Source organism: Hymenobacter translucens (genome assembly GCF_020685205.1).
Lineage (GTDB): Bacteria > Bacteroidota > Bacteroidia > Cytophagales > Hymenobacteraceae > Hymenobacter > Hymenobacter translucens.
This window is the reverse complement of the sequence record NZ_JAJERB010000008.1, coordinates 134,269-157,520: the sequence shown is the minus strand read 5'-3', so window position 1 is coordinate 157,520 and position 23,252 is coordinate 134,269. Positions and strand designations below refer to the sequence as shown.

The 23,252-nt window shown below is 61.8% G+C and carries 21 protein-coding genes; 4 read left to right on the top strand and 17 right to left on the bottom strand.

From position 1 onward, the window contains the following. Positions 1 to 43: 43 nt before the first annotated feature. The 5 genes from LJY25_RS17075 to LJY25_RS17055 form a co-directional block, all read right to left on the bottom strand. Positions 44 to 745 carry a hypothetical protein gene (locus LJY25_RS17075; RefSeq protein ID WP_227609678.1) on the bottom strand — a complete coding sequence of 234 codons (702 nt, stop codon included), beginning with the start codon at positions 743 to 745 and terminating at the stop codon, positions 44 to 46. A 104-nt stretch (positions 746 to 849) separates the two neighbouring features. Next, on the bottom strand, positions 850 to 1,476 hold the full coding sequence (locus tag LJY25_RS17070) for a hypothetical protein (protein WP_227609676.1): 627 nt from the start codon (positions 1,474 to 1,476) through the stop codon (positions 850 to 852). Between the two features lie 123 nt (positions 1,477 to 1,599). Then, positions 1,600 to 2,091: a CinA family protein gene (locus tag LJY25_RS17065; RefSeq protein ID WP_227609674.1), complete on the bottom strand. Its 492-nt coding sequence runs from the start codon at positions 2,089 to 2,091 to the stop codon at positions 1,600 to 1,602. Positions 2,092 to 2,138: 47 nt separating this feature from the next. Continuing rightward, positions 2,139 to 3,383: an APC family permease gene (locus tag LJY25_RS17060; protein ID WP_227609672.1), complete on the bottom strand. Its 1,245-nt coding sequence runs from the start codon at positions 3,381 to 3,383 to the stop codon at positions 2,139 to 2,141. 166 nt (positions 3,384 to 3,549) lie between these two features. Continuing rightward, a complete protein-coding gene (locus LJY25_RS17055; RefSeq protein ID WP_227609670.1) occupies positions 3,550 to 4,845 on the bottom strand; it encodes an amidohydrolase family protein in 1,296 nt (431 codons plus the stop codon). A 115-nt stretch (positions 4,846 to 4,960) separates the two neighbouring features. Between LJY25_RS17055 and LJY25_RS17050 the strand changes: the two genes are divergently transcribed. Next, positions 4,961 to 5,221: an acyl-CoA-binding protein gene (locus LJY25_RS17050; RefSeq protein ID WP_227609668.1), complete on the top strand. Its 261-nt coding sequence runs from the start codon at positions 4,961 to 4,963 to the stop codon at positions 5,219 to 5,221. 156 nt (positions 5,222 to 5,377) lie between these two features. On the opposite strand, the gene LJY25_RS17045 is transcribed toward LJY25_RS17050, so the two are convergent. Then, positions 5,378 to 5,602: a CDGSH iron-sulfur domain-containing protein gene (locus tag LJY25_RS17045; RefSeq protein WP_227609666.1), complete on the bottom strand. Its 225-nt coding sequence runs from the start codon at positions 5,600 to 5,602 to the stop codon at positions 5,378 to 5,380. A 104-nt stretch (positions 5,603 to 5,706) separates the two neighbouring features. Further along, positions 5,707 to 6,225: a GNAT family N-acetyltransferase gene (locus LJY25_RS17040; protein ID WP_227609665.1), complete on the bottom strand. Its 519-nt coding sequence runs from the start codon at positions 6,223 to 6,225 to the stop codon at positions 5,707 to 5,709. 139 nt (positions 6,226 to 6,364) lie between these two features. Between LJY25_RS17040 and LJY25_RS17035 the strand changes: the two genes are divergently transcribed. Continuing rightward, positions 6,365 to 7,072: a hypothetical protein gene (locus LJY25_RS17035; RefSeq protein WP_227609664.1), complete on the top strand. Its 708-nt coding sequence runs from the start codon at positions 6,365 to 6,367 to the stop codon at positions 7,070 to 7,072. A 230-nt stretch (positions 7,073 to 7,302) separates the two neighbouring features. Then, positions 7,303 to 7,926 carry a deoxynucleoside kinase gene (locus LJY25_RS17030; protein ID WP_227609663.1) on the top strand — a complete coding sequence of 208 codons (624 nt, stop codon included), beginning with the start codon at positions 7,303 to 7,305 and terminating at the stop codon, positions 7,924 to 7,926. A 219-nt stretch (positions 7,927 to 8,145) separates the two neighbouring features. On the opposite strand, the gene LJY25_RS17025 is transcribed toward LJY25_RS17030, so the two are convergent. The 9 genes from LJY25_RS17025 to LJY25_RS16985 all read right to left on the bottom strand — a co-directional run bounded on the left by LJY25_RS17025 (position 8,146) and on the right by LJY25_RS16985 (position 20,316). Further along, positions 8,146 to 8,820: a DUF2461 domain-containing protein gene (locus LJY25_RS17025; RefSeq protein ID WP_227609662.1), complete on the bottom strand. Its 675-nt coding sequence runs from the start codon at positions 8,818 to 8,820 to the stop codon at positions 8,146 to 8,148. A 135-nt stretch (positions 8,821 to 8,955) separates the two neighbouring features. Beyond that, positions 8,956 to 9,765 (bottom strand): MOSC domain-containing protein, encoded by an 810-nt coding sequence (locus LJY25_RS17020; RefSeq protein WP_227609661.1) that lies wholly within the window; start codon positions 9,763 to 9,765, stop codon positions 8,956 to 8,958. 83 nt (positions 9,766 to 9,848) lie between these two features. Beyond that, positions 9,849 to 10,343 carry a hypothetical protein gene (locus LJY25_RS17015; protein WP_227609660.1) on the bottom strand — a complete coding sequence of 165 codons (495 nt, stop codon included), beginning with the start codon at positions 10,341 to 10,343 and terminating at the stop codon, positions 9,849 to 9,851. 24 nt (positions 10,344 to 10,367) lie between these two features. Next, positions 10,368 to 15,296: a DNA repair ATPase gene (locus tag LJY25_RS17010; RefSeq protein ID WP_227609659.1), complete on the bottom strand. Its 4,929-nt coding sequence runs from the start codon at positions 15,294 to 15,296 to the stop codon at positions 10,368 to 10,370. A 45-nt stretch (positions 15,297 to 15,341) separates the two neighbouring features. Further along, complete coding sequence (locus tag LJY25_RS17005; RefSeq protein ID WP_227609658.1) at positions 15,342 to 15,716, bottom strand: DUF3592 domain-containing protein; 375 nt, start codon at positions 15,714 to 15,716, stop codon at positions 15,342 to 15,344. Positions 15,717 to 15,902: 186 nt separating this feature from the next. After that, positions 15,903 to 18,071: a flotillin family protein gene (locus LJY25_RS17000; RefSeq protein WP_227609657.1), complete on the bottom strand. Its 2,169-nt coding sequence runs from the start codon at positions 18,069 to 18,071 to the stop codon at positions 15,903 to 15,905. A gap of 271 nt (positions 18,072 to 18,342) precedes the next feature. Beyond that, entirely contained in the window at positions 18,343 to 18,999 is a 657-nt protein-coding gene (locus LJY25_RS16995) for a hypothetical protein (protein ID WP_227609656.1), read from the bottom strand. 82 nt (positions 19,000 to 19,081) lie between these two features. Further along, positions 19,082 to 19,789 (bottom strand): PspA/IM30 family protein, encoded by a 708-nt coding sequence (locus LJY25_RS16990; RefSeq protein WP_227609655.1) that lies wholly within the window; start codon positions 19,787 to 19,789, stop codon positions 19,082 to 19,084. A gap of 107 nt (positions 19,790 to 19,896) precedes the next feature. Beyond that, complete coding sequence (locus tag LJY25_RS16985; protein ID WP_227609654.1) at positions 19,897 to 20,316, bottom strand: CesT family type III secretion system chaperone; 420 nt, start codon at positions 20,314 to 20,316, stop codon at positions 19,897 to 19,899. Positions 20,317 to 20,504: 188 nt separating this feature from the next. Here LJY25_RS16985 and LJY25_RS16980 point away from each other — a divergent pair, with 188 nt between their 5' ends. Then, entirely contained in the window at positions 20,505 to 21,284 is a 780-nt protein-coding gene (locus tag LJY25_RS16980; RefSeq protein WP_227609653.1) for an XRE family transcriptional regulator, read from the top strand. Between the two features lie 125 nt (positions 21,285 to 21,409). Here the strand turns inward: LJY25_RS16980 and LJY25_RS16975 are convergent, their stop codons facing one another. Further along, positions 21,410 to 23,035: a S8 family peptidase gene (locus LJY25_RS16975; protein WP_227609652.1), complete on the bottom strand. Its 1,626-nt coding sequence runs from the start codon at positions 23,033 to 23,035 to the stop codon at positions 21,410 to 21,412. Positions 23,036 to 23,252: the final 217 nt, after the last annotated feature.

Genomic DNA, 23,252 nt, shown 5'->3' with positions numbered 1-23,252 from the left:
CCCGCCCGGTTTCGGACGGGGCCTTCCTGTCTCGGGGCGTTGGTTACTGTTTCACCTTGCCGATACCAATACTCATCTGCAAAGCCAGCTCCAGGCCGCCGGGAGCAAACAGGGAGCGGGTGATGCTTTGCTCCACGGCCGTGGGCTTGGGATAGTCGGGGTTATAGACGATAGGGTCGCTGGTGAGGCGGAAGCCGTAGCCAATGGTGCCCAGGAAGCCAACGCGGCTGGGTTTCTTCTTGCCTGGCTGCCAGCGCAGGCCCGTGCGCAGGTGGCCTACCACACTCGACCGCACAACGTAGTCGCCGGCAGTTTCAGGATCGTACTCGTCGCCCACAATGTCGGCGATAACCGTGGCAAACTCATACCCAATGTCGCTGCCGGCCCGGCCGGTGCCGCTGGCCAGCACTACGTTCCCGCCTACGAATGGTGAGAGCTGGCTCTTCGGTAAAATATAGTAGCGACTGCCGATACCCAGCTTTACACCGCTCAGGGCCAGGCCCCCACCCACGTTGATGTCGAGGCTTGGAATGACCATCACGCTGGTTTCCAGACCGATGCCATAAGGCGTGTTCCAGCCCTGGGTGGGCGTGAAGGCAAGGGAGCGGTAGCGGTAGCCGGTGTATTTCTCTGAGGCCGGCTTGGCTGCCGGAGCAGTGGCGGTAGAATCAGACTGAGCCCGGGCAACGGTGGCGGCCAGAGTCAGGCCCAAGCTCAGGAGCAGAGCAGGTAAGCGTTTGGTCATACGGTGGACGAAGTGAGGAAAACAGAAAAGAGCACCAAGATAAGACCAAAATCCAGTTTAGTCTTCTCTTGATGCCCTTTATAAGCGCTGGCCGAACCTTCCGGCTAGCGCATCAGCCGGAAGGTAAGCCCAAGCGAGATTTCAATACCGCCCGGACCCACGATGTCAACCACATCCTTCATTTCCTGCGAGGCATTCGGGTATTTGAGGTGAGTCGGGTCACTGCCCAGAACCACTCCGTAGCCCATCGTACCCAGGATTCCGACCGAGCCCGGCTGCCAGCGTAGGCCGGCGCGCAGGTGCATCAGCGCGCTGGCATCGATGCGGTACATATTTTCTTCCATGGTGCCGTTGTTGCCGGGCAGACTAACCCGGGTTTCTGGTACCGAGCCCGACCGCACGAGGTTAGCGCCAAGGAAAGGCGACACTCTTTTGGCAGGAGCCAGGTAATACCGCGCCCCGATGCCAATCTTGGTTCCAACGCCAATACCAGCGCCTCCCGTCACGTCGAGGTTAGGCAGGACGAAATAGCTCAGGTCGAGGCCCCAGCCGTAGGGGGCACCCCAGCCGGAGTTAAGGCCGAGCGACATGGTGGGGTATACGGTAGCCGGCCCAGTCTGAACAGGGGCAGTCGGTGCGTACTCGGGGTTAGGAGTAGTGGTCTGGGCCAGGGCGGGCAGGAATGCCGCCGACAAAACCAGTCCCGCCAGCAAATGACGAGTGGTGAGCATAAGGGGAGAAAGAAGTAATGAATAGAAAAAACGAAGCAGTATCGGGTGCTGACCCTAAAAAGGCCGTCAAATATACCCGATGCGGTAGTTCCTATTGGTACTTTATTCCTCCGGAAATAAAATTTACTGCAGCGGATGCCGGTCGGCCAGCTCACCTAGCTTGGTAAAAACAAAATCCACCGCCTGCTTGCGAATGGCGGCGCAGTTGCCCTTGAAAACCTCGCGGTATTCCTCTGCTTTCTGCTCATGCAGAATGGTGAAAAACAAAGTACCCGGGGGCTTCTCCGGTGTTTCCGAGGCTCCCCCTCCGCACAAACCGGTCACGGCCACGCATATTTCAGCGGGCAGCTGTTTGTGCAGGCCCATTACCATCTCGTTGGTCACCTGCTGCGACTCAGCCGTGTACAGCTCCAGGGTGTCCTTGCGCACCCCCAGCAGCTTTTGCTTGGCCTGCACATGGTAGGTAACCACACTACCCAGCAGCACCTCACTGCTGCCGAAACCCTTGGCCATTTCCGCCGCCAGTGCCCCGGCAGTGCAGCTTTCCGCAAAAGCCACGGTAAGCTTGTGCTTGAACAGCTTTTGAATAATGCTATTAAGGTCGGAGGTTTTCATGGCGCGATAAGGTGAGCTCCTCCTATACTTCCCTCCGGGAGATTAGGTTAATGGCTGAGCTTGCGACGGCGCTTGACAAGCCACCACACCGGGTAGCTGCCCGCCACCAGGGCCAGAGCCCAAAGCGTGTTGCCCGGGTCAGCCACGGCGTTGCTGAGCAGAAAGGCGACCGAGCCAAGCAGCACCAGCCAGGTGGTGTAGGGGTAGCCCCAGGTCTGGTAGGGGCGGAGCAGGTCGGGCTCGGTCCGGCGCAGGCGCAGCACGGCGGCAAAGCCCACGGCGTAGTAGCTCACGAATAAGATGCTGGTAATGGCCAGCAGTTGCGCGGCCGTTCCCGAGGCCACCAGAAGCAGCGTGAGCCCGACGGCCACCAGCAGGGCCGGGCGGGGCGTACCCCGGCCGTGAACCCGGGCCAGTACCGGGGGCAGCTGCCCGTCGCGGCCCAGGGCAAAGAGGACGCGGGTGGCCATCATCAGCACCGAGTTGAGTACGCCCAGATGGCCCAGTACCGCTACCAGCAGCATTGCCCGCCGGCCCCAGGAGCCCAACAGGCGGTCGGCTACGTCGGCCAGGGGCAACTCCGAGCCCGCCAGCTGCCCGAACGGCAGCGCGTGCAGCAGGGCCGCATTCAGCAGGGCGTATATCAGGATAATCAGCGCTACCCCGCCCAGCATCGACCGGGGTACGGCGTGGGCAGGGTTGTGGTCTTCTTCGGCAAAGTAGATGGCCGCGTACCAGCCGTCGTAGGCAAATATGACGCTCTGGAAGGCAACAAGCAGGGTGGCCGCCGCGGGCAGCTTACTGGCGGCGGCCACGGGCGCGGCGGGCAGCCACCAGCTGGCCGTCAGCAGCGCCAGCAGCGCCAGGCCCATCAGCAGCGACGTAAGCTCCTGGGCGCGGCTGGCGGCGCGCAGCCCCTGCCACTGCACCAAGCCCAGGATGCCCACCGCCGCTAAGCTCACCGTACGCTCGTGCCCGGCCACTGCCGGCACGAGCTCGGCTATGTAGGTGCTCATCATCAGGGCTACCAGGGCCCCCGTCACGCAGCTGCTCACCCAGTCGCCCCAGGCTACTACCAGAGCCGTGAACTCCCCAAATGCCCGGTGCGCGTAGCCGTACCAGCCGCCCGCCTGGGGCAGCATAGCGCCCAGCTCGGCAATGGCGTTGGCCCCCAGCAGGGCATAGAATCCGCCGGCCAGCCACACCAGCAGCACGCCCCCGGGCGCCCCAACGGCGGCGGCAATTTCGCCCGGGGAGCGAAGCACACCGGTGCCCGTGGTGCCGCCTACCACTACCGCCAGGCCAAAGCCCAGCCCCAGCAGGCGGAGCAGACGGTTGCGGGAGGGAGGAGCAGACAGTCGGATAAGAAGGAAAGGTTAAGGTTGGGGCGAAAGTAAGCCGGCCAGCGGGTTTCAATTACTACCTACCTCCTAGATAGGGTACCTAACGTGGCCCAAGTTATTCCTGCTTGTACACTACCCCGTCCTTCATCACGAAGCGCACCTGCTGGAGCACGTTGATGTCCTGCAGCGGATTGCCCTCCACAGCAATGACGTCGGCAAGCTTACCGGCCTCCAGGGCACCCAGGTCGGCGGTGCGGCCCAGCAGCTCGGCGGCGCTGGTGGTGGCGGCCTGGATGGCTTCGAGCGGAGGCATGCCGGCTTCCACCATATAGCGGAACTCCAGGGCGTTTACACCGTGGCGGAATACGGCGGCATCCGTGCCGAAGGCAATCTTTACCCCGGCCTTGTAGGCCCGGGCAAACGTACCCTGCAGCTTGGGGCCGATAGCCAGGGCCTTGGGTGTTACCAGCGGGGGGTAGTAGTTTTTGATTTTAGCGGAGTCGGCTACCGACTTGCCCGCCGTAATGGTCGGCACGTACCAGGTGCCCATTTTTCTCATCAGCTTCATGGTTTCGTCGTCCATCAGGGTGCCGTGCTCGATGCTGGTGACCCCGGCCCGGACGGCCCGCTTCATGCCCTCGGCCCCGTGGGCGTGGCAGGCCACGGAAAGGCCCAGGTCCCGGGCCGTTTCCACCACTGCCCGGATTTCCTCTTCCGTCATCTGCGGGGCCGAGCCGTCCTTGGCCACCGACAGCACCCCGCCCGTGGAGGCAATCTTGATCAGGTCGGCGCCCCGCTTGTACTGCTCCCGCACCGCCTGCCGGCCCTGGTCGGGACTGTTGATAACGCCGTCGGCCGGGCCCGGTACGCCCATCAGGTCCTGGCGGTAGCCGTTGGTAGGATCCATGTGGCCGCCGGTGCCGGAAATAGCCTTGCCGGCCGTGATGATGCGCGGCCCGACCACCTGCCCGCGGGCAATGGCGTTCCGCAGCGACACGTTGATGCCCGAACCACCCAGGTCGCGCACCGTGGTAAAGCCGGCCAGCAGAGTGATGCGCACATGACTCAGCGACTCATAAGCCACGTCGGCAGGGTTCTGAGTGAATTCCTTGAGGAAGTTGTCCTTGCTGGTTTCGCCCTCCACGTGCACGTGGCAGTCGATAAGGCCGGGCAGCACGGTGCGGTTTTTCAGGTCCACTACCTTATCAGCTGCCGTGGCCGCGCCCTGGTAACCGGCCTGCACCGCCGTGATGCGCCCTTTTTCGACTGTGATGGTCTGCTCGCTCAGCAGCCTGCCGCTGCGCACGTCGAGCAGACGCCCGCAGTGGAGAAAGGTTTTCTGGGCCTGGGCGGCTGATAAGGGCAGGAGCAGGGTGGCCGCAAAGGCCAGCAGGGTAGAAGTTCGGCGCATGGAGGAGGGCGGGCAGGGAAAGAATGAAGTAGGATGCAAGCAGCACAATCCGGAGCGGATTACCTACCTTGGCAGCACGAGTATAACCCGATTATCGTCCTAAAGCCAAATTCCGATGGCCACTACCGCCGAATTCGAAGCTGCTGCCCAGCGTGCCCAGCAGCTCCCCAGCAAGCCCTCTAACATGGTGCTGCTCCAGCTTTACGCCCTCTACAAGCAGGCCACCGAAGGCGACGTATCGGGCGAGCGGCCCGGCGGCTTCGACTTCAAGGCCATTGCCAAGTACGACGCCTGGAGCAGCCTCAAAGGCAAGTCCGACGAAGAAGCCCGGCAGGAATACGTAGAGCTCGTCGACTCTCTGTTTCAGGGTGCTTAGCCGCACCTTCCCCGGGTAGGGGCAGCTGTGTTGCAGCAAAGCCGCCCCGGCGCTGCCCCTCCGCCTGCCATTGGCCGGCCGGGTAGTTTGCTGAAGCCCAACAAAAAGCCCCCGCATGCGAGCATGCGGGGGCTTTTTGTTTCAGTTGAGCACGTGCTACACCTTGGGGGCGGGCAGGTCGAAGGCCTCGGCGTTGTGCTCGAAATGGCCTTTGTGCGAACCATCGCAGAACGGCTTGTTTTTCGACAGGCCGCAGCGGCAGATGCTGACCCGCTCGCGGCCGGCCAGCCCGTAAACCTGACCCTGGGCATCAACGATTTCAAATTCCCCCTCGACGCGGAGGGAGCCGTTGCTGAGAACGGTAAGGCGGGTAGTTGGCATGAGAAGTAAGAAAAAGGGAGAGAAAAAACGAAAAAGTGCCGGGCAGCGGGCCCGGAGCTGTATACGGCCGGGAAAGCAACGATGGGTAAGCGGAAGTACCCGGCTCAGGACAGCGGCTTGCGCATAACGTAGTCGTGCATCCAGTAGGGCCCGATGGGAATGTCCACCTCGCGCTGGCGCTGAAAGCCCATCCGCTCATAAAAGGCAATGGCGGGGTTGTAGCGGTTCACATTCAGTTCCAGCGCCTGGCCACCGGCTTCCCGGACGGCGCCTTCCACGGCCTCGATCAGGTGCTGCCCCAGCCCCTGGCCCTGGTGGGAAGGCAGCAGATAGATCTTGTGCATCTTGAACACGTCCTCGCCTGCCGACAGGCGGGAAAACGAGGCGTAGCCGGCCGGATGGCCGTCGGTATAGGCAAGCAGAAAGGTGTGCTGCTCCTCAGCCATCTGGCGCTTCAGCGAGGCCGGCGTGTAGATGACGCGGTACATGTAGTCGATCTGCTCCCGGGAGATGATGAAGCGGTAGGTAGGCTCCCAGGTGGCTTCGGCCAAGCTGATAATCGTGGGAATATCAGCCAGGGTAGCGGTCCGGATAGCTAAAGAAGCCGTATCAGATGTAGACATAGGGAGGCAAAAACGGCATTTTTTCCCTAAAAAACGAACCCTGGCCGTTTATGGCTACGTTTTGGGCCGGAAATTGCCTTTCTTATTTTCTGCGCCGGCAGCCCACCGGTCGTTTGTGTTACTTCCCTTTCCCTGATTTATGAAACGCATTCTTCTTCCCGTCGCGCTGCTTGCCTTTGCGCTGCCCCTGGCCCTCGGCTCGGCCGTGGCCCAGACTACCACAACGAAAAAGCCGACTACCACCGCCGCCGCGCCTAAGGGCGCTACGCTGGAGCAGGAGCTGCGCACATTCAGCAACTGGGTCGACGAAAAGCTAGAAATGAACCTGTCTGTTGTCCGCCTCGACTGGGGCCGGCTGCAGAGTGACTACGCCCGCATGACCAAGCGCCTCGACGCGGCAGCCGACAGCCTGCCGGTGCAGTCGAAGCGGGAGTACCTGGGGCAGAAGGCCCGCTACAAGGCCTGGGCCGCCGAGCAGGGCCACCCGGTGGAGGAGCCTCTGCCGTCCGCTACGGCCGACGGCAGGGCAGGAACCGAAAGCAGTTCGTCGGTGGATGACGCCCAGCGCAAGCTGCTCAGCACTTCCTCGCCTATCAACCGGGCCAGGGCCGGCGACCTGCCCGAGCTTTACAGCCGCTTGGTTGAGTCGGTGCGCACCAAGCGCAGCCGCTGGACCCGGACCGACTGGGACAACGCCAGCCTGGTGCTCAACCGCCTGAATACCCGCTACGAGCAGGTACACGACCAGCTGCAGATCGAGGACCGGGCCCGTATCCGCACCCTGCAGGCTGAGTTTCGGGTGCTGGAAAAAGCCCAGGATGCCAAGGGTATCCTTGACGGCTTGTAGGAGGTAAGAGTTAATGAAAAGCGGGACCGGGTAGCCGGCCCCGCTTTTTTATGCGGTAACGGGTTGGTATAGATACCAAAAACGTTGATTCTAAACTTCCCTGGGGGCAGGGAAATGGCTGGCTGAGGGCTCGGTGAAATAAGGAGGCAGCGGGCGGAAATATGTCCGGTGGGGTTGGGCGGTTTCCCTTATTTTTGTCCTTCTTTTTATTTCGCTACCGTCCTTCGCTCATGCACATTGCAATCGTCGGCAACATTGGAGCCGGCAAAACCACGCTGGCCAATAAGCTTGCCCATCACTTCAACTGGGAGGTGTTTCTGGAAGATGTGGACCACAATCCCTACCTGAAGGACTTCTACGACGATATGCCGCGCTGGGCGTTTCACCTGCAGGTATACTTCCTGAACAGCCGCTTCCGCCAGACCCAGCACATCAAGAAGCTGCAGAGCGCCAGCAAGGGCGTGATTCAGGACCGCACCATCTACGAGGATGCCCACATCTTCGCGTCGAACCTGCACGAGTCGGGGCTGATGACGGAGCGGGACTTCAACAACTACCTCGGCCTGTTCGAGTCGATGATCAGCATGGTGGATCCGCCGGATCTGCTGCTGTACCTGCGTGCCGACCTGCCCAAGCTGATTCAGCAGATTGAGCGCCGCAACCGCGACTACGAGAACAACATCAAGATCGAGTACCTCAAGAACCTGAACGAGCACTACGAGAAGTGGATCAGCGGCTACAAAGCCGGCAAGCTCCTCATCATCGACGTGAACCAGCTCGACTACGTGAAAAGCCAGGAAGACCTGGGCTTTATCATTGAGCGCATCAACAGCACCCTGTTCGGGCTGTTTTAGGCCACCAACGCAGTAAAAAAGAACGTCAAGTCGAGCGTAGCCGAGGCATCTCGCGTGGGTTGTTGGAGCAGGTAAGCCAACGAAGCCATAGAGATGCCTCGCTCTGCTCAGCAGGACGTTCTTTTTTTCATGCTGCTCCAACGACAGCACGCGAGAACTGCTTTGCTGACCTTTGGTTTCTAGGCAACGCTTGGCCTCATGTTACTTCATATCTGAGTGCTACTCCTCGTTCAGTGCCTGATTCAGGAAGCGCACGAAAGGCTGGGCGGCCTGGAAGGCGGCCAGCACCTGGGCCACAAAGTCGGAGCGGAGGACCTGCTGATCGGTGAAGGTGCGGGCCACGAAAAAGTCCCGGTGCTTGAGCAGCTCGATGTCCGGCTCGGCCTTGTCGTAGCCTTTGGGTGGGCGCTGCAGCTTTTCGCCTTCCATGCCTTCGGGGAAGTGGTGCCGTAGTTCGGGGCTGTCGAGAATTTCGTGAAAGGCCGGGCCGTTGTAATGGATTTCCTGGCGGATGCGGGCCAGGCTGGGGGCTTCGGGCCGCCACTTGCCGGCTCCCACGTAGGTTTCGCCCCCGGGCTCTACGGCCAGAAAGTAGCCGGCCCGGTGGGAGTGCCGGCCGCCCTGGCTCATGCCGGCGCCCATCCGCCGCTTGTAGGGCTCGTCGCTTTGCTGAAACCGGTCGTTCTTGTTGATGCGGTACATCGTGTCGGCTGGTTTCAGCCCCTGCAGGCCGGGCTCCACCTGCTGCAGGCCGCCGAGCACCTGCGCTACCAGCCCCGTAAAGGCTGCCCGGGCGCGGTGGTAGTCGACCCGGTTGGCGTCCATCCACCCTTTGTTGTTGTTAGCAGCCAGGCCGCGCAGAAAGTCGAGTAGAAAGGGAAGGTCGGTGGGCATTACTTTAAAACGTAGAGCTTAGATGGTGGTAGAACTGCGAAGTGGTCCGTGGTACAGCTAAGAGCACACAACCTCATTCAGGGCCTATCGGTTCTGCAGTCTACGTTCCCAGCTCTCAGTTCCGGGTTTTCCCTTCTACAGCCGGCTCAGCACCTGCACGGTGTCGCCGATACGGATCCGGCCCTGGCCTGGTCCGGTTACGTTCTGCCCGAACATCACTTTGCCTTCCTGGGTGCGGTACGTAGCCATGGTGCGCAGGGGCTCGGTGCCCTTAGTGGCCGTTTCCTGGTTAATGGTCGTGACCACGCAGCGGCCACAGGGCCGCACGCCCCGGAAAGCGACGTCGCCGATGGTAAAGTCCTGCCAGGTGTCTTCGTCGTGGGCTTCCCCGCCGGTGAAGACCAGGCTGGGCCGGAACCGGTCCATGGGCACAGGTTCGGCTAGCTGCTGATTCAGATGGTCGAGCGCGGCCTGCCCGATGACGAGAAACGGATACGCATCGGCAAAGCTGACCTGCCCGGGCACGGTGCCGTCGTCGGTGGGGCGCATGGCCATGTCCGACATGTACACCAGCCGGCAGGGGCGGCCCAGGGCATCGGAAAGCCATTCGTCGGCTGCCTCGGTACCCCGCCAGGCCCACACCATGTCGTTCCAGATGGTGGCAAATACCGTACGGTCGGGCTCGGCTTCGAAGGGCACGTAGAGCGGCAGCAGGTCGGGGCGGCGGCTGTGGGTGAGCAGGAAGCCGTTGTAGGCGGGCGACACTTTCAGCAACGCCATTTCGGCGGTCTGCCGCTGGGTCATGAACTGGTTACGCTCGTTTACAATCAGCCAGCGCCGGTCGTGGCGCAGGCCCCGGGCCTCCACCTGGGCCTCGGTGAGCCGGATGCCGCCAAGCGATTTGACCGGGTAGATGTAGATGTCGGAGAGAGTAAGCGTAGCCATGTAGCAAAGGTACTCCGCCGCGCGTCAGCGGGAAACCAGCGGTGTAGGGCAGCAATTTCAGTTGACTGGTACTAGCTAGGTAGCTACAGTTGCACCGACAACTGCCAACTGGACGATTTTGCCTTGTGCAGAATCTCTGGGACCGAAGTTAGCAGCATAACATCCGTGAGATTATTGCGCAAGACAACCCGGTGACGCGACCCTAGAGCTTCCGCAGCAGCTATTTCGCTTTCGGTTAAAGCAAAAAAGAATCCTGAAAAGTCTGCTTTGACCCGGGGATGGTTCGCCGTTTTTATCTCGATAAATACCATATCCGGGAGCAGGCTCCGAACTTGGTCACTATCCAGGAAATCCAGCTCCTGGGCATCAGGAAGTTCAATGGCATCGAAGCTGCTGGCTTTTATATGGATGCCCGTTTCCAGCAGAACTGCCAGCAATACCTTTAAGCCTTTGCCGAGGGGCCTTGGTACCCAGTTGCCCATATTCTCCAACGCACGTATTTCTCCGGCCGCACCTTGTTGATTTGCTAAGCGAGCTGAATGACTGCGCTTTGCTTTGATAATATCAATAGGGTTCATTCAGATAAAAGGTTATGAATCTGTCTACTCCCGCTTCAGCACCTCGCGGATGCCGCTCAGCCCGCCGGCAATGCTTTCCAGCTTATCGAGCATCTGCAGCAGCTGCCCGGCCCCGGAGTTGCGCAGGTTGCTGACGTACGTTTCCTTGATGGCCGCCCAGCGGGCAACTTCTTCGGGCGTGAGCCAGCCGAGCAGCTCGCGGAGCTTGAGCAGGTTGGCTTCGGTGGCACTGGTCAGGGTCTGGGCTTCGCTTTCGTAGTGGGAAGCCAGCAGCTGCTCGATTTCCGCTTCGTTCATTACCGGACGCACTTTCTCGGCCAGCTTGTTCATGTTGCGGTAGGAGCCCTGGAGCTTGAACGGGGGCTCGGTACGGTAGGCGTCGGCCTGGGCGGCGGAGGCAATGTAGGCGGCATTCACCCGGGCCACCACGTCGCGCAGGCGCAGCAGCTTCTGCAGCACGGCCACGTACTCGTTCAGCTCTTCCGGCGAGTGGTTGCCCTCGAAGCTGAGGCCGTCGGAGGAGCCGGTTTCGGCCAGGAGAATGAGGGTGGGCACGTCCTGGGGGCTTTGGGTGGCCAGCCGGGCCAGGGCCGTGTTGCTGGTCAGGGCATTCTCGAGGTAGGAAAGGCGGAAGGCCTCCTCGGAGCCGGCCGTGAGAATGTCGCCCAGGTTGTAGATGTCGGCGCGGTTGGCCAGCATGTCGGGCAGCTGGAATACGTCCCCGCTTTCGGTGTAGGGGTTGCCGGCCATGACCACGCATACCTTGCGGCCCCGGAAGTCGTAGGTGCGGGCCCGGCCCTGGTACACGCCCTCGATCTTGCGCTGGGCGTCGCAGAGCGAGATGAACTTCTGCAGAAACTCGGGATTGCAGTGCTGGATGTCGTCGACGTAGATCATCACGTTGTCGCCCATCTCGAAGGCCAGGTTCAGCTTTTCCAGCTCCTGCCGGGCGCCGGCGTTGGGCGCCTGCTCGGGGTCGACGCTCGTAACGGCGTGCCCGATGGCGGGGCCGTTGATTTTCATAAAGATCAGGCCCAGGCGGTTGGCCACGTACTCCATCAGCGTGGTTTTGCCGTAGCCGGGCGGGGAAATCAGCAGCAGCAAACCCATCAGGTCGGTGCGCTTGCCTTCCCCGGCCGTCCCGATCTGCTTGGCCAGGTTGGCCCCGATCAGCGGCAGGTACACCTGGTCGATCAGGCGGTTGCGGACAAAGGAAGTCAGCACCCGGGGGCGGAAGTCCTCGAGGCGCAGCTCCTGGGTGGCCCGGGCCAGCAGGCTTTTCTTCAGCTCCTGAAACGCCTCAAACTGGGGTACCGTGGCCTGGTCATAGGCCAGCAGGCGGCGCCGCAGGTCCGGAAAGTCGAGATGGTACTCGTTGGTGGCGGGCTGCTGGCTGCTGTTCGTGACGATGCGGGCGTGGGCGCCCTGGAAACCGGTGAGCGTCTCGCGCAGGGGGGTGTGCACCACCCGGGCCGTTTCAAAGGTGTCGGTAGCCAGCAGCACGGCGCACTCGTTGCAGAAGTCGGCCAGCGTAGCCGCGGCCGGGGCCTGGCGCAGGTACGCCTGGAGCCACTGCCGGATCAGAGGGAGCTGGGCGGCGGGCTGGTCCTGCAGGCCGGCTACCGACTGCTGAAACAGCTCCGTTGCCTGGCGCTCGTGCAGGGACTTCTGAAACTGCTGGTACAGCTCGGCGGCTTCGGCGGCAATAATAAACGTGCCGGTGTGGGTCAGCTCGTGGAACAGATACTCGCCGGCCTCAGCCACCTCGGCGGGCGTGAACAGGCCGGTTGCCGCGGCAAAGGCATTGACGGCCGCCTGCAGCTCGTCTTTCAGCTCGTCGAACTCCTGGGAGTCGGGAAACACCTGGAGCAGCACGCCGATACCCTGGAGCTGGCGCTGCCAGTGGGCGCGCTGGTCGGGATGGGCAAAGCGCAGCCAGAACAGGCTGGCCGCGGCCCGGGTCGTGGCCGGGTAGCGCAGCAGGTCGGCAGTGCGGGTGAGGCGCACGAGGGCTGCGAGCAGCAGGGCCGCGTCGTGGTCGTGCACGCCCTTCAGGTAGCCTTCCTGGTAGCGCGAAGCCATAAACCGCTGCACGTAAGCCAGTAGCTCCGGCGCGCTCAAATGAGATAGTTCGGTCACCGACAGCACGGCGGCGCGGCCGGTTTCGGCATCGGCCGGGGCCGGGCGCTGGGCGGCCTGCAGGATGCGCCAGGCCAGAAACTCAGCCCGGTACACGTCTTCATTTTCGGATACCGCCGTCTGCTCCCACACCGGGCGGGCCGACAGCACGGCCGGGTCGGTGATGGGCTGGAAGAAGTTGGTGCCGGTCAGGTGGTAGTGCAGCGTGCCGTCGCGCAAAACCACCGTCAGGTCCAGCGGCTGGGTGTTGACGGTAAAGGCGTGGGTACCGAAGCGCAGGGTCTGGCCCCCGTCGGCGTAAAGGTCGGCCCGGTCGCGGAGCTGGCGCACGGCGTCCTCGCGCAGGGTTTTCAGCCGGCTCTGCACGTCGTCGGCCTTTACCGCGTCGCCCAGCTTGAGCAGCTCGGCCATGGTGTTGCGCACCTTTTCCACCATCAGGTCGGATGCGAAGTAGCCGTTGATGTCGGCCACCGACTCCAGCCGGCCCAGGCGGGTCTGCACTGCCTTCAGCAGCCGCTCGGCCGACTGCAGCAGGGCGGTGGCGCGCTGGTTGCGGGCGGCTACCAGCGCCACCTTCTTCGACTCAAACGCCTCGTACACCTGTTCCCGCTTAGTCGCCAGCTGGCCCAGGAACTGGTCGAAGTCGGGAAAGCGGCCTTCCAGTTCTTCGAGCTGCACCATCAGCTTGGTCAGGTACTCGTCGCACTTGGCGGGCGCGTCAGCCAGGTCGAGGTAGTTAGTCAGGGCCTGGTCGAGCAGCTTGAGCTGGGCCGTGAATTCGGCCTGGGCCTCGGTGCCGGCCAGGGTCTGGCGCCGCCGCTTCAGCGCCGCCCGGATCTGGTTGAAGCGGGCGTACACGGCCGAGATGTTGTCGATGATGGCCGTGGTCTGGGTGGGGTCGGGGATGGGCAGGTTGCCGACGACCTCAATCAGCAGCTCCAGCTCCTGGGCCACGGTGGCCGTTTCCCGCTCCCGCTCGTCGGCTTCCACGGTTTTCTGGACCTGACTTACGGCTTCCTCAATAGCCTGCACCCGCACCGCGTAGGGCGCCAGCGCGTCGGGGCGCAGCAGGAAGTCCACGGTCTGGGCGGCTACCTCCTTGCTCAGCGCTTCGAGGCCGGTGGCCCGCACTTCCACCGCTGGTACATCGGCGTAGCGCAACTCCTTTAGCGAAATGACTTCCCCGCGCACGGCCCGCAGCTCGCCCAGCAGTTGCACGAACTCCGTGACGGAGTCGGGGGCGCTGCGGCGGATCCGGCCGGTCAGGTCGTCGGCCTTCTGAAACACTGACTGGGTTTGCTGCACGGTGCTTTTGCGGATGCTCTGCACCTTCTCAAACTCTTCCACGGCCGCGGTGGCCGTCTGGCGGATTTCGCTTAGCGGACCGGCCATGGCCTGGGCTGCCGGCTCAGCCAGCCAGTGGTAGGCATCGGTCAGGGCAGTGGTCTGGCGGATCAGGTCGAGGTAGAGGCCGGCGTAGGAGTCGTCCTTGCCGGTAAGAGTCAGCACTTCCTGCACCTCGCTCATGGCCCGCACAATCTCCTTGTTGCCGAGCTTGTAGAGGTAGGAGTCGGAGGTGACCGGCAGCTGGAAGTCGGGTCCGGTGAAGGGCGTCTGCCAGATCTGCACGGCGTGGTGCTTTTTGGGCTCGTCGTCGGCGCGGAAGTAGCACAGCTCCCCGTTCTCAAACAAGGCGTAGCCGTGGCACACGATAGGGTTATCGACGCGCTGGGCAATGCGGTTGTAGCTCAGCAGCAGGTAAGTGCCCTGGTCGCGGTTGTAGAACACGTACAGGAAGTCTTCCCCGTTGGGCGACACCAGCCGCTTCTCAAACAGCATCTCGCGCAGGCCGTTGTCGAACAGCTTGGCGGCGCCGGTCTGCAGGTAAAAGCCGTGGGGAAAGATCAGGCCCTGGCCGTCGGGCAGCAGCACGCAGGCGTCGGCCAGGGCATCAAGGCGCTGGGCCTGCTGGAGCTTGTGGTTAAAGATAAAGTGGCGGTACTGCGTTTCCTGGTAGGGCCGGATGCGCAGCAGGATCAGGTTGCCGATAACGGCGTAGTAGATTTCCGAGTCGTCGAGGGTTTGGTCCTTGTTGTCGACCGGCTCGCTCAGAATGCCCTGCCCGGTGGCAGTGTTGTCCTCAACCTTGATGGTCAGGTCGCCGCCCACGGTTTCCACGAACACCTTGTCCTCAATGCTGACGTGAGGGTGCTTGCCGCCGCGCTGCATGTCGCGGGTGGCGCGCTTCCACTGGAATTCGTGCTGGGCCGGAAAGGTGTACTCGTGGTCGGAGCGGTTGTCGAGGTACGTCAGCGCGTCGCCCTGCACCAGCCACTTAAACGTCTTCACGTCGGTACTGCTCTTGCCGATGCGGAACACCATGAACAGGTGAGGCCCGATCAGGGCAAACTTGACGAACTGGGTGTTCTTGTAGTAGCGGTAGAGGTTGCGAAACTCCTCCAGGAACTGCGGGTGCTGTAGCAGCTCCGGGCCTTGGGGGCGGAAGTCATGGTCGGCGTACTCGTACACGCCCAGCACGTCGGCCAGGTCGGGCTCGGCTTTGAGGCCCAGTACCACGTTGTAGCCGAACAGGAACCGCCGGCCCACCGGCACCATGTCCCAGGGCACGCAGTTGTTTTCGGTGGTGATGCGGCCGGTGCCCAGCAAGCGGGTATCGACGGCCCCAAATACCTGCTTGCGCTCCGCGTTGAGCGTGTCGAGGCGCTGGCGCAGGTCGGCGCTGCTTTTCTGCAGGCGCTGGCGCAGGATTTCGTAGGTGCCGGTTTCGAGTTGGGTGGGGGCTTGAGCTTCCATAGGGGGGCAGGGCACAAACCCTTACCAGGAGAAAAGAACGGCTTACTAGTTGGTTGAAGACCGCAGCTTGACCTTCAGAACGGCGTTTGCCGGATCAGCTTTTGAGTAAATAACGGCAGTCGTATCCCCTTTTTGGTGGGTGCGCAAAAAGGCGGCGGGCACCCTTGTTCTAATAGAATAGGCTACGCCTCCCACGGTATACTGCACCGATATTCGCTTACCCTTGAATCTTCTGACCCGGGTAATAATGCCCGCGGTATAGCCCGGGTTTTTCAGGATTGCCTCTCGCTTTTCAGCACTTTTCGTTATGACGAAGTAGATGATGCCGGCCGAGAGGGCAATGCAGAAAACCAGCCCAAGCACCAGGCCGAGTGCTTGCCGGGTAGTAGTTGGCGGCTTGTTCAGATCAGGTGCTGGCATAACTATTTGGCTAGAGCTAGAGCCCAGTTCCCCTCCTTAGATAAGGAGGGGCTAGGGGTGGTTGAAAAGCTAGAACTATAGTCTAAGATTAGTATTCGTTCAGACGCGTGGGTCAACCACCCCCAACCCCTCCCCATTTGAGGAGGGGAGCTAGTTTCTAGTCCTAGCTTATAGGATAGTCAGGGGTCAGCGCAGCTCCAGCATCTTGGCCGGCTTGTCGCCGATGCCCAGGGCGGTGGCGGTGCTGGCCAGCTCGGTGATGGTGGAGCGGGTGGCGTCGTCGCCGGCCTTGTTCATCATCTTCAGCAGCAGGGCCGATACACTCAGGTTCTTGATTTCCTCGGAGCTCAGCCCGAACTGGTCCACGAAGCGGCGCAGGTTGGTTTTGAAGTCGCCGCCCCCGTCGGTGGAGAAGAAGGCGTCCTTCACCGTGCCCAGCACCTCGGAGTTGTGCACCGTACGGTCCACCATCTTGCCCTTGGTGATGGAGCCGATGATCTGGTCGAAGAACATCGTCTCGCCACCCACGATGTCGATTTTGGCGGCTTTCAGCGCTTCGCCGATAACCTCGGCCTGTGACGCGGCAATGTCTTTCTGGATGTTGATCTGAGCCAGCTCCACCGACTTGTCCTTGTCGAGGCGGAGCTTGAACTCCTCGTGGTCTTTGCCCACGCCGTCGAGCTTCTTCATGGCATCAGCCTTGGCTTCGATGCCCTTGGCCTCCACGGCAAACTTTTGCTCCGACACGGCTGCTTCGGCCAGGCCCTTTTTCTGGTCGGCGTCGGCGCGGGCCTCGATGATGTCGGCGTCGGCCAAGCCTTTCTCCCGGCTGATCTTGGCGGCTACCAAGCCCAGCTTCTCGTCGGCTTCGGCCTGGGCACCGGCTTTGGCCTGAATGGCCTGGGCCTCGGCGGTGGCCGTGAGCTGGAGCACGTTGGCTTCGGTTTCGCCTTCCTTCTGGCGGGCGGTGGCCTTGGCCTGCATCACCTGCGCTTCGGCCAGGCCGACGGCCGTGGCTTTGCTGGCTTCGGCTTCGGCCAGGGTGCGAATGGCCTGCCCCTTGAACTCGGCGGCAGCCTTTTCGGCCTCGGCGTCGATGAGGGCCTGCTTGGCGCGGTACTCGGCGGCCTGCTTTTCCATGTCGGCGTTGCCGACCATGCTCACGGTAGCCGCTTCGGCCTGCTGCCGGGCGGCGGTAACGGCCACCAGCTTTTCGCGCTCGGCCTGGGCCTGGGCGCGGGTATCCTTGATTTTCTCTTCTTCCTGTACCGTGGCTTTCTCCACCACGATTCGCTCTCGGATGATGGTCTGGATGTTCTTTTTCTCTTCTTCCAGCGCCTTTTCCTTTTCAATCTGGGCCAGGGCCACAATCCGCTCCCGCTCGTTGGCTTCCAGAGCTTTGGCCTGGGCTACCCGCTCGGTTTCCACGGCGTCGGTGCGCTGCTTGTTGCGCTCGGCCACCAGCACCTGCCGGTCGCGGTTCTGCTCGGCAATGCCGACTTCCTCTTCGGTGGTAATGCGCGACCGTTCCGACTTCAGCTTTTCCTCCTGCTGCACCTTCTCGGTTTCGGCCAGCTCCCGGGCGCGGATGTTGGAGATTTCGCGCTTCTGCTTTTCCTGGTTTTCGATTAGCTGCTTGTCGAGCTGCAGGATGGTTTCCTGCGCTTCCACGTCCTGCTTCTTGATGGTCTTCTGCATCTCGCGGGCAATCGAGTTGGCCTGGATTTTCTGCTCCGAGGTCAGGGCCACAATCTTCTTGATACCTTCCGCGTCGAGGATGTTATCCTGGTTCAGGGCGGCCAGCGGGGTTTGCTCAAGGTAGTCGATGGCGCAGTCGTCGAGCACGTAGCCATTCAGGTCGGTGCCGATGATGCGCAGGATTTCCAGCTTAAACTGCTCCCGGGAGTTGTAGAGCTCGATAAAGTCGAACTGCTTGCCCACGGTTTTCAGCGCTTCGGAGAACTTGGCGTCGAACAGGTTTTCCAGGGCCAAAGGGTCGGAGGCGCGGCGGCAGCCGATGCTCTGGGCTACTTGCACCACGTCGTCGTGGGTTTTGTTGACGCGCACGAAGAAGTTCACCTTCACGTCGGCCCGCAGGTTGTCTTTGCAGACCAGGCCCTCGGAGCCGGCCCGGGAAATCACCATGTTCTTCAGGGTGATGTCCATCACCTCCAGCTTGTGAAGCACCGGGAAAACGAAAATGCCGCTAAACGACACTTTCGTGTCGCCGAGGCCGGTGCGCACCAGCGCTTCGCCCTGCACGGCCTTCTGGTACATTTTCACCACTATGGCAATCAGGCCCAGCAGCAGCACGGCGACGATGACAATCACCGCCAGGGAAAGTTGTTCTAACATGGTTGTAGGAGTAGAGGTAGATTCAGGAAGAAGAGGATTGGACGTGGAAAAAGATGGAGTCCGGGAACATGATATTCCCGCAACTTACGCCAAAAGGGTGGTAATACCAGCCGTTGAGGCCGGGCCAGGTGAATTGCCGCCGGACAGAAAGCTTAGTCGAAATGGCTGAGGATGCTCAGCACCACGTCGAGGACCGAGCATAGGGCTTCCACGGCCACGAAGAATCTGCTCCAGGGACCGGGTTCTGATGGCTTGGGCATTGGCAGCTCGCTTAGCTCGCGTCGTAAAACTCAATCAGGTAGCAGCGGCGGGCGGCGTCGTAATCGATGACCAGGGCGGAGTCGCCTTTGCGGAACTGCGCGGCCGTGGAGGCAGCCCGCACGGTGAGCATCAGCGGGGCGCCGTTGAGCAGCCGCACGCTGGCTTGCCCAAGCTGGGCGCCGGTGGGGGGCAGCAGCACCGTGCACACCTTGCCCAGGGGCTGGGCCCCGCTGTCCTGGTTTTTCTCCAGGGCCGCAAACAGGCGAACGAAGGGGGTAGTCAGGATTTTAGCGACCAGCAGGCTACCGATCAGCAACGGCAGCAACAGCAGCAGGCCGAGCAGGAGGGTGGTGTTGCCCAGGTAGTAGTTCAGCAGAATGCTGCCCACCCACAGCGGCAACGCCACGAAGCTTACAAACACCATCAGCGGCAGACGGCCCAGGTTGAAAAAGGCCAGGGCGTGGTTTAGCCAGGCTACGCCCGTGGCAGCATCGGCTCCGGCGTGGGCATGGTGGCCCAGGTCGGCGTGGTGCTCAGTGGAGACGTCGAGCGTCTTGAAGTCGAGCAAGCCCAGGATGACGGTCAGCCAGTACAGCAGCACAAACACCAGCAGCGCGGTAGGAGCCAGGTTAGGTGGAGAAACGGCTGCGTGGAGGAGCTCCGTCATACAGTATAGGTGGAGGTTGAAAGGTAGCTAGAGAGGTGCTTATGAATGGTAGAAAGGTAAGTCAGGCGGTATAAATCGGCGGCTATTGCTCCTGAATGCCGAGGCGGGCTTTGAGAGCCTTCAGGTCTTCGCCCGCCTTGCCGGCGCCGCTGCCCAGGGCCTTGTCGATTTCCTGGTCGATGGTGCGGCTTTCCTGGGCAATCTGCCCGTACGACTCGGCCAGGGCCTCCTCGGCGGCCACCTTTTCCTTCATCCGCTCGAGCAAAGCTACCGTGCCCGACGAGTCGAGCTGGGCCAGCTGCTGGTTGATGGTTTTGGTGGCGGTGCTTACCGTGACGCGGGCTTTCAGGGTTTTCAGCTCGTTGTCCCACTGGCTGATGGTTTGCTTGAGCTGCTGCACGTTCTGGTCGAGCTGCTGGGCCGAGGCCTCAAACTTTTCCTGGTCCTGGGCGGTGCGGGCGGCCTGGGAGTCGTGCTGGGCTTTCTTCAGCAGGGCCTCGGTGGCGAGGCGGTCGGCTTCGGACGGGTCCAGCTCCTGGCGGTGGGCCTTCTGCAGCAGCAGCACGGCCTTGCTTTCGTACTCCAGGGCGCGGCTGCGCTCGGTTTCGGCATCGTTGCGGGCCCGGATGGCCAGGGCTTTCACCTCGGCCAGGGCATGCAGGGCCTTATCGAGGTCCTGGCGCAGGTCGCGCAGGCCCTGCTCGGTCATCTTGATAGGATCTTCGAGCTGGTTGACGGCGGAATGTGCTTCGGCCTGGCCGATCTTGAAAATGCGGTTGAAGAGGTTCATGGCTTTTAGGCTTTTAGGGTCTTAGGTGGTTGGGGTCTTGGATTTTGGTTGGTATTCAGGATGGGCCTGTGGAGTAGTCCGTATCTGTATGAACGTCAACCAAGACCCTAAGACCCCAAGCCCCCAAAACCCGGTTTAGAAAACGCAATCAGCTCGTCGCTGAACTCGCTCAGCAGGAGTGCCAGGGAGTTGAAGACGGCCTCCAGCTCGGGCTGGTCGAGGTGCTCCAGCTGCAGGGTGTCGCGGAAGATGACCTTGCGGCCCGACTCATCAAGCACAAAGGCGCCGTGGATGATGTCGCGGTTTTTCTGCAGCAGGCGCTGATAAACCTCGCAGCTCGGCGCCGGCAGGTCCAGCAGGTACTGCTCCATAATCAGCAGCGGCTCCCCGCAGCCCAGCACCAGATGGTCGATGCCCAGCTCCGGCTTGCTTACCACCAGCAGGTTGCTCGCCTCGTCGACGTGGTGAATCTCGAAGCCCAGCTCCAGCAGGTAGCCCTGAATTTTAGGAAAGTAGTCGTTGACCATAGAATAAGGTAAGGGAAATGACAGAGAGTCGGGCCGGACGGAGTGTTGCCGCAAGGCGGTAGGAGAAGAGGTGGCTCAAAAAAATAGCGAGGCGGGAATTCGTATGCGGGTTATGTGCTAGCTTTACGGCACAAGAATACTCAAAGTTTTAGATCGGCTCAAGGTTTGAGCAAAATAAATATTGTTGCATGTCGTACATCGGCAAGAACATTCGCAAGATCAGAACCGTCAAAAAGCTTAGCCAGGCGGCTTTTGCGGAGCTTTTCAACTTAGCCCGGCCCAGTGTAGGTGCTTATGAGGAAGGTCGGTCGGAGCCAAAAATGGAGACGCTGATTCAGATTGCTCAACATTTTGGCTTGTCTGTTGACTTGCTACTAACAAAAGAGTTGACGGTAAATGAGCTTTACCATTTCGACATCTACCAGAAGCAGTCAGCCCCGGAGCCAGCCCCCCGGCCACTGGCCAAAGCCGATCAGCAGGCCGGCGTAACGCCCTTCGTACCGGCCGCCCGCCTGCTCGAGTACATTGTGCAGCACCACGACACGTCCTTTCTGGATGCTTTGCCGCCCCTGACATTTCCGCACAGCCTCGGGCCCGCCACCCGTGCGTTTGAGATTGTGGGGGCCGAAATGCAGCACCAGCAGCAGGGCCTGCGCCACCAGGACGTGGTGCTTTGCCGCCGCGTGGACCTGGCGGCCCCCAGCCTCAAGGTTTTGCGCATCTATGCGTTTGTCACCCAGAGCCGCCTGCTGGTGCGCCGCCTGTCGGAGCGGCTGCCCAACAACGTGTTGAAGCTGCGGGCCGACAACCCCGACTATGGCACCGAGGAGTTTGCCCTCGATCAGGCCCTGGAAATCTGGGAGGTAAAGGCTGTCTTCACCACCCACCTGCGGCCCCCGTCGACGATGGAAGAACGGGTCACCCGCCTGGAACGACAGGTAGAGGAGCTGCTGGCCCGCCTGGGCTAAAGTGGTGTCCGGCCGAATACTTACCGGCCCATCTGCCAAAAGCCCCGCTTCCGGCTGCCGGAAGCGGGGCTTTTTCAGGTAAAGCAGTCAGCGCAGCTAAGGCTGTAAAGGCGGCTGTTGAAAAGCTACTTCGCCTCTTTCTGTGCCAGCAGCACCGCCTGGTAGAGGTTTACAATGGCGCCGGTGCTGGAAAGCTGGGCGAAGTCCACCGTTTTCTTGGTGCCGGGCCGGAGAACCTGGGTATGGTTGGGCACCGCCGACTGCAGAATAATGCGTTTCAGGTCAATAGCCGTAAGCTGGGGGTAGTACGACTTGAGCACGGCGGCCATGCCGGCCACCACCGGCCCTGCCATGCTGGTGCCGCTCTTGTTGCCGTAGGTGCTGCCGGGCAGGGTGGAGTAGATCTGCACGCCGGGCGCGAATACGTCGACGCTCTTCTTACCGTAGTTCGAGAAGTCGGCGGCCAGGCGCTCATTGGCCTCGGCGGCTGAAGCGCCTACCGTAATCATGTTTGGAATGACCGTGCCGTTGAGGTAGCGGGGCGAGATGTACTGGGTTTCCACGTCGAGGTCCTTGCTTTCGTTGCCCGCCGAGTGAATCAGCAGCACGTTTTTGCTGGCCGCGTAGCGGATGGCGTCTTCCACGGCCACGCGCTGGGGCGAGTAGTACTTGCCAAAGCTCATGTTGATGATCTGGGCGCCGTTGTCGACGGCGTAGCGAATGGCGTTGGCAATGTCCTTGTCGCGCTCATCCCCATTGGGAACGGCCCGCACGGCCATCAGCAGCACGTTGTCGGCAATTCCCCGCACGCCGAGGGTGTTGGTGCGGTCGGCGCCAATGATGCCGGCCACGTGGGTGCCGTGCGAGGGGTCGGGGCCGTGCATGTCGGCGTTGCCGTAGGCCCGCTCCTTCACGTTGGCGTAGTTGTCGCCCACGATGGGGCGGGGGTTGAAGTTCAGGTTAAGCGAGTAGTCGAGCTGGCTTTTCAGGTCGTCCACGTACTCCTTCAGCTCGGCCACCAGGGCATCGGTACTGGCGAAGCCGCCGGCTTTCAGGTTTTCGTAGAGGCCGGTCGCGGTGTTCTGCAGCTCCGGGTCGGTGGCCCGGACCCGGCGCAGCGTGGCCGTATCCAGGGATGGTACGCCCAGGGCCTGCTTGATCTTGTCGAAGCCGGCCCCGTACTGCCCGTACAGCGCGCTGTACTGCTGGTAGTTCGTGGTGGCCTCGGTCAGCTTTTGCTGGTAGGTTTTCTCGACCTTCTTGTAGAGGTCGTACTCTTTTTGCTGGGCGGGCTTCAGCTTTGCGCGGGTTTTGCCGGCGTACAACGGCTTAAGGCGGGCCATCAGGCGGGTGTCCTCGTAGGTGTCGACATCCACGTTGCGGCCATCCTTGCCACCCAGAAAGCTCCAGCCGTGCACGTCGTCGGCGTAGCCGTTGCGGTCATCGTCCTGTCCGTTGCCCACCAGCTCCCGGGTATTCTTCCACAGCACCCGCTTCAGATCCTGATGCACCGAGTCGATGCCGGCGTCGATAACGGCCACCACTACCTGGGCGGAGGCCCGGCCGGCCAGCAATTCCTGGTAGGTGCGGTCGGCGCTGATGCCCTGCACCGGAGAAGTCAGCGGGTCGAGCAGGTGCCACTGGGGCGCAGCTACGGGCGGCGGCGCGGTGGTGGATTGGGCAAGGCCGGCGGCGGGCAGCAGCACGGCGGTCAGTAGCAAGGTGGGCCAGGGGCGGAAAACGAGCGTCATGAACCAGGTAGAGTAGAAGAGGGGGTGAGCCTGAAACGTGTTCAGCCCAAAAGGGATAAGGACCGGGGCGAAGAAATTCTCACGGCCGACCGGTGTATGTACGGATAGCGCGCCACCGGGGCAAAGACGCCGGCGCGAGTAGGAAAGTTGTTTGCTTGGGACCTGATTTCGTGGTTATGACAACTGCCCACTCCCCGGCTGAGTGTCTCAACTGCGG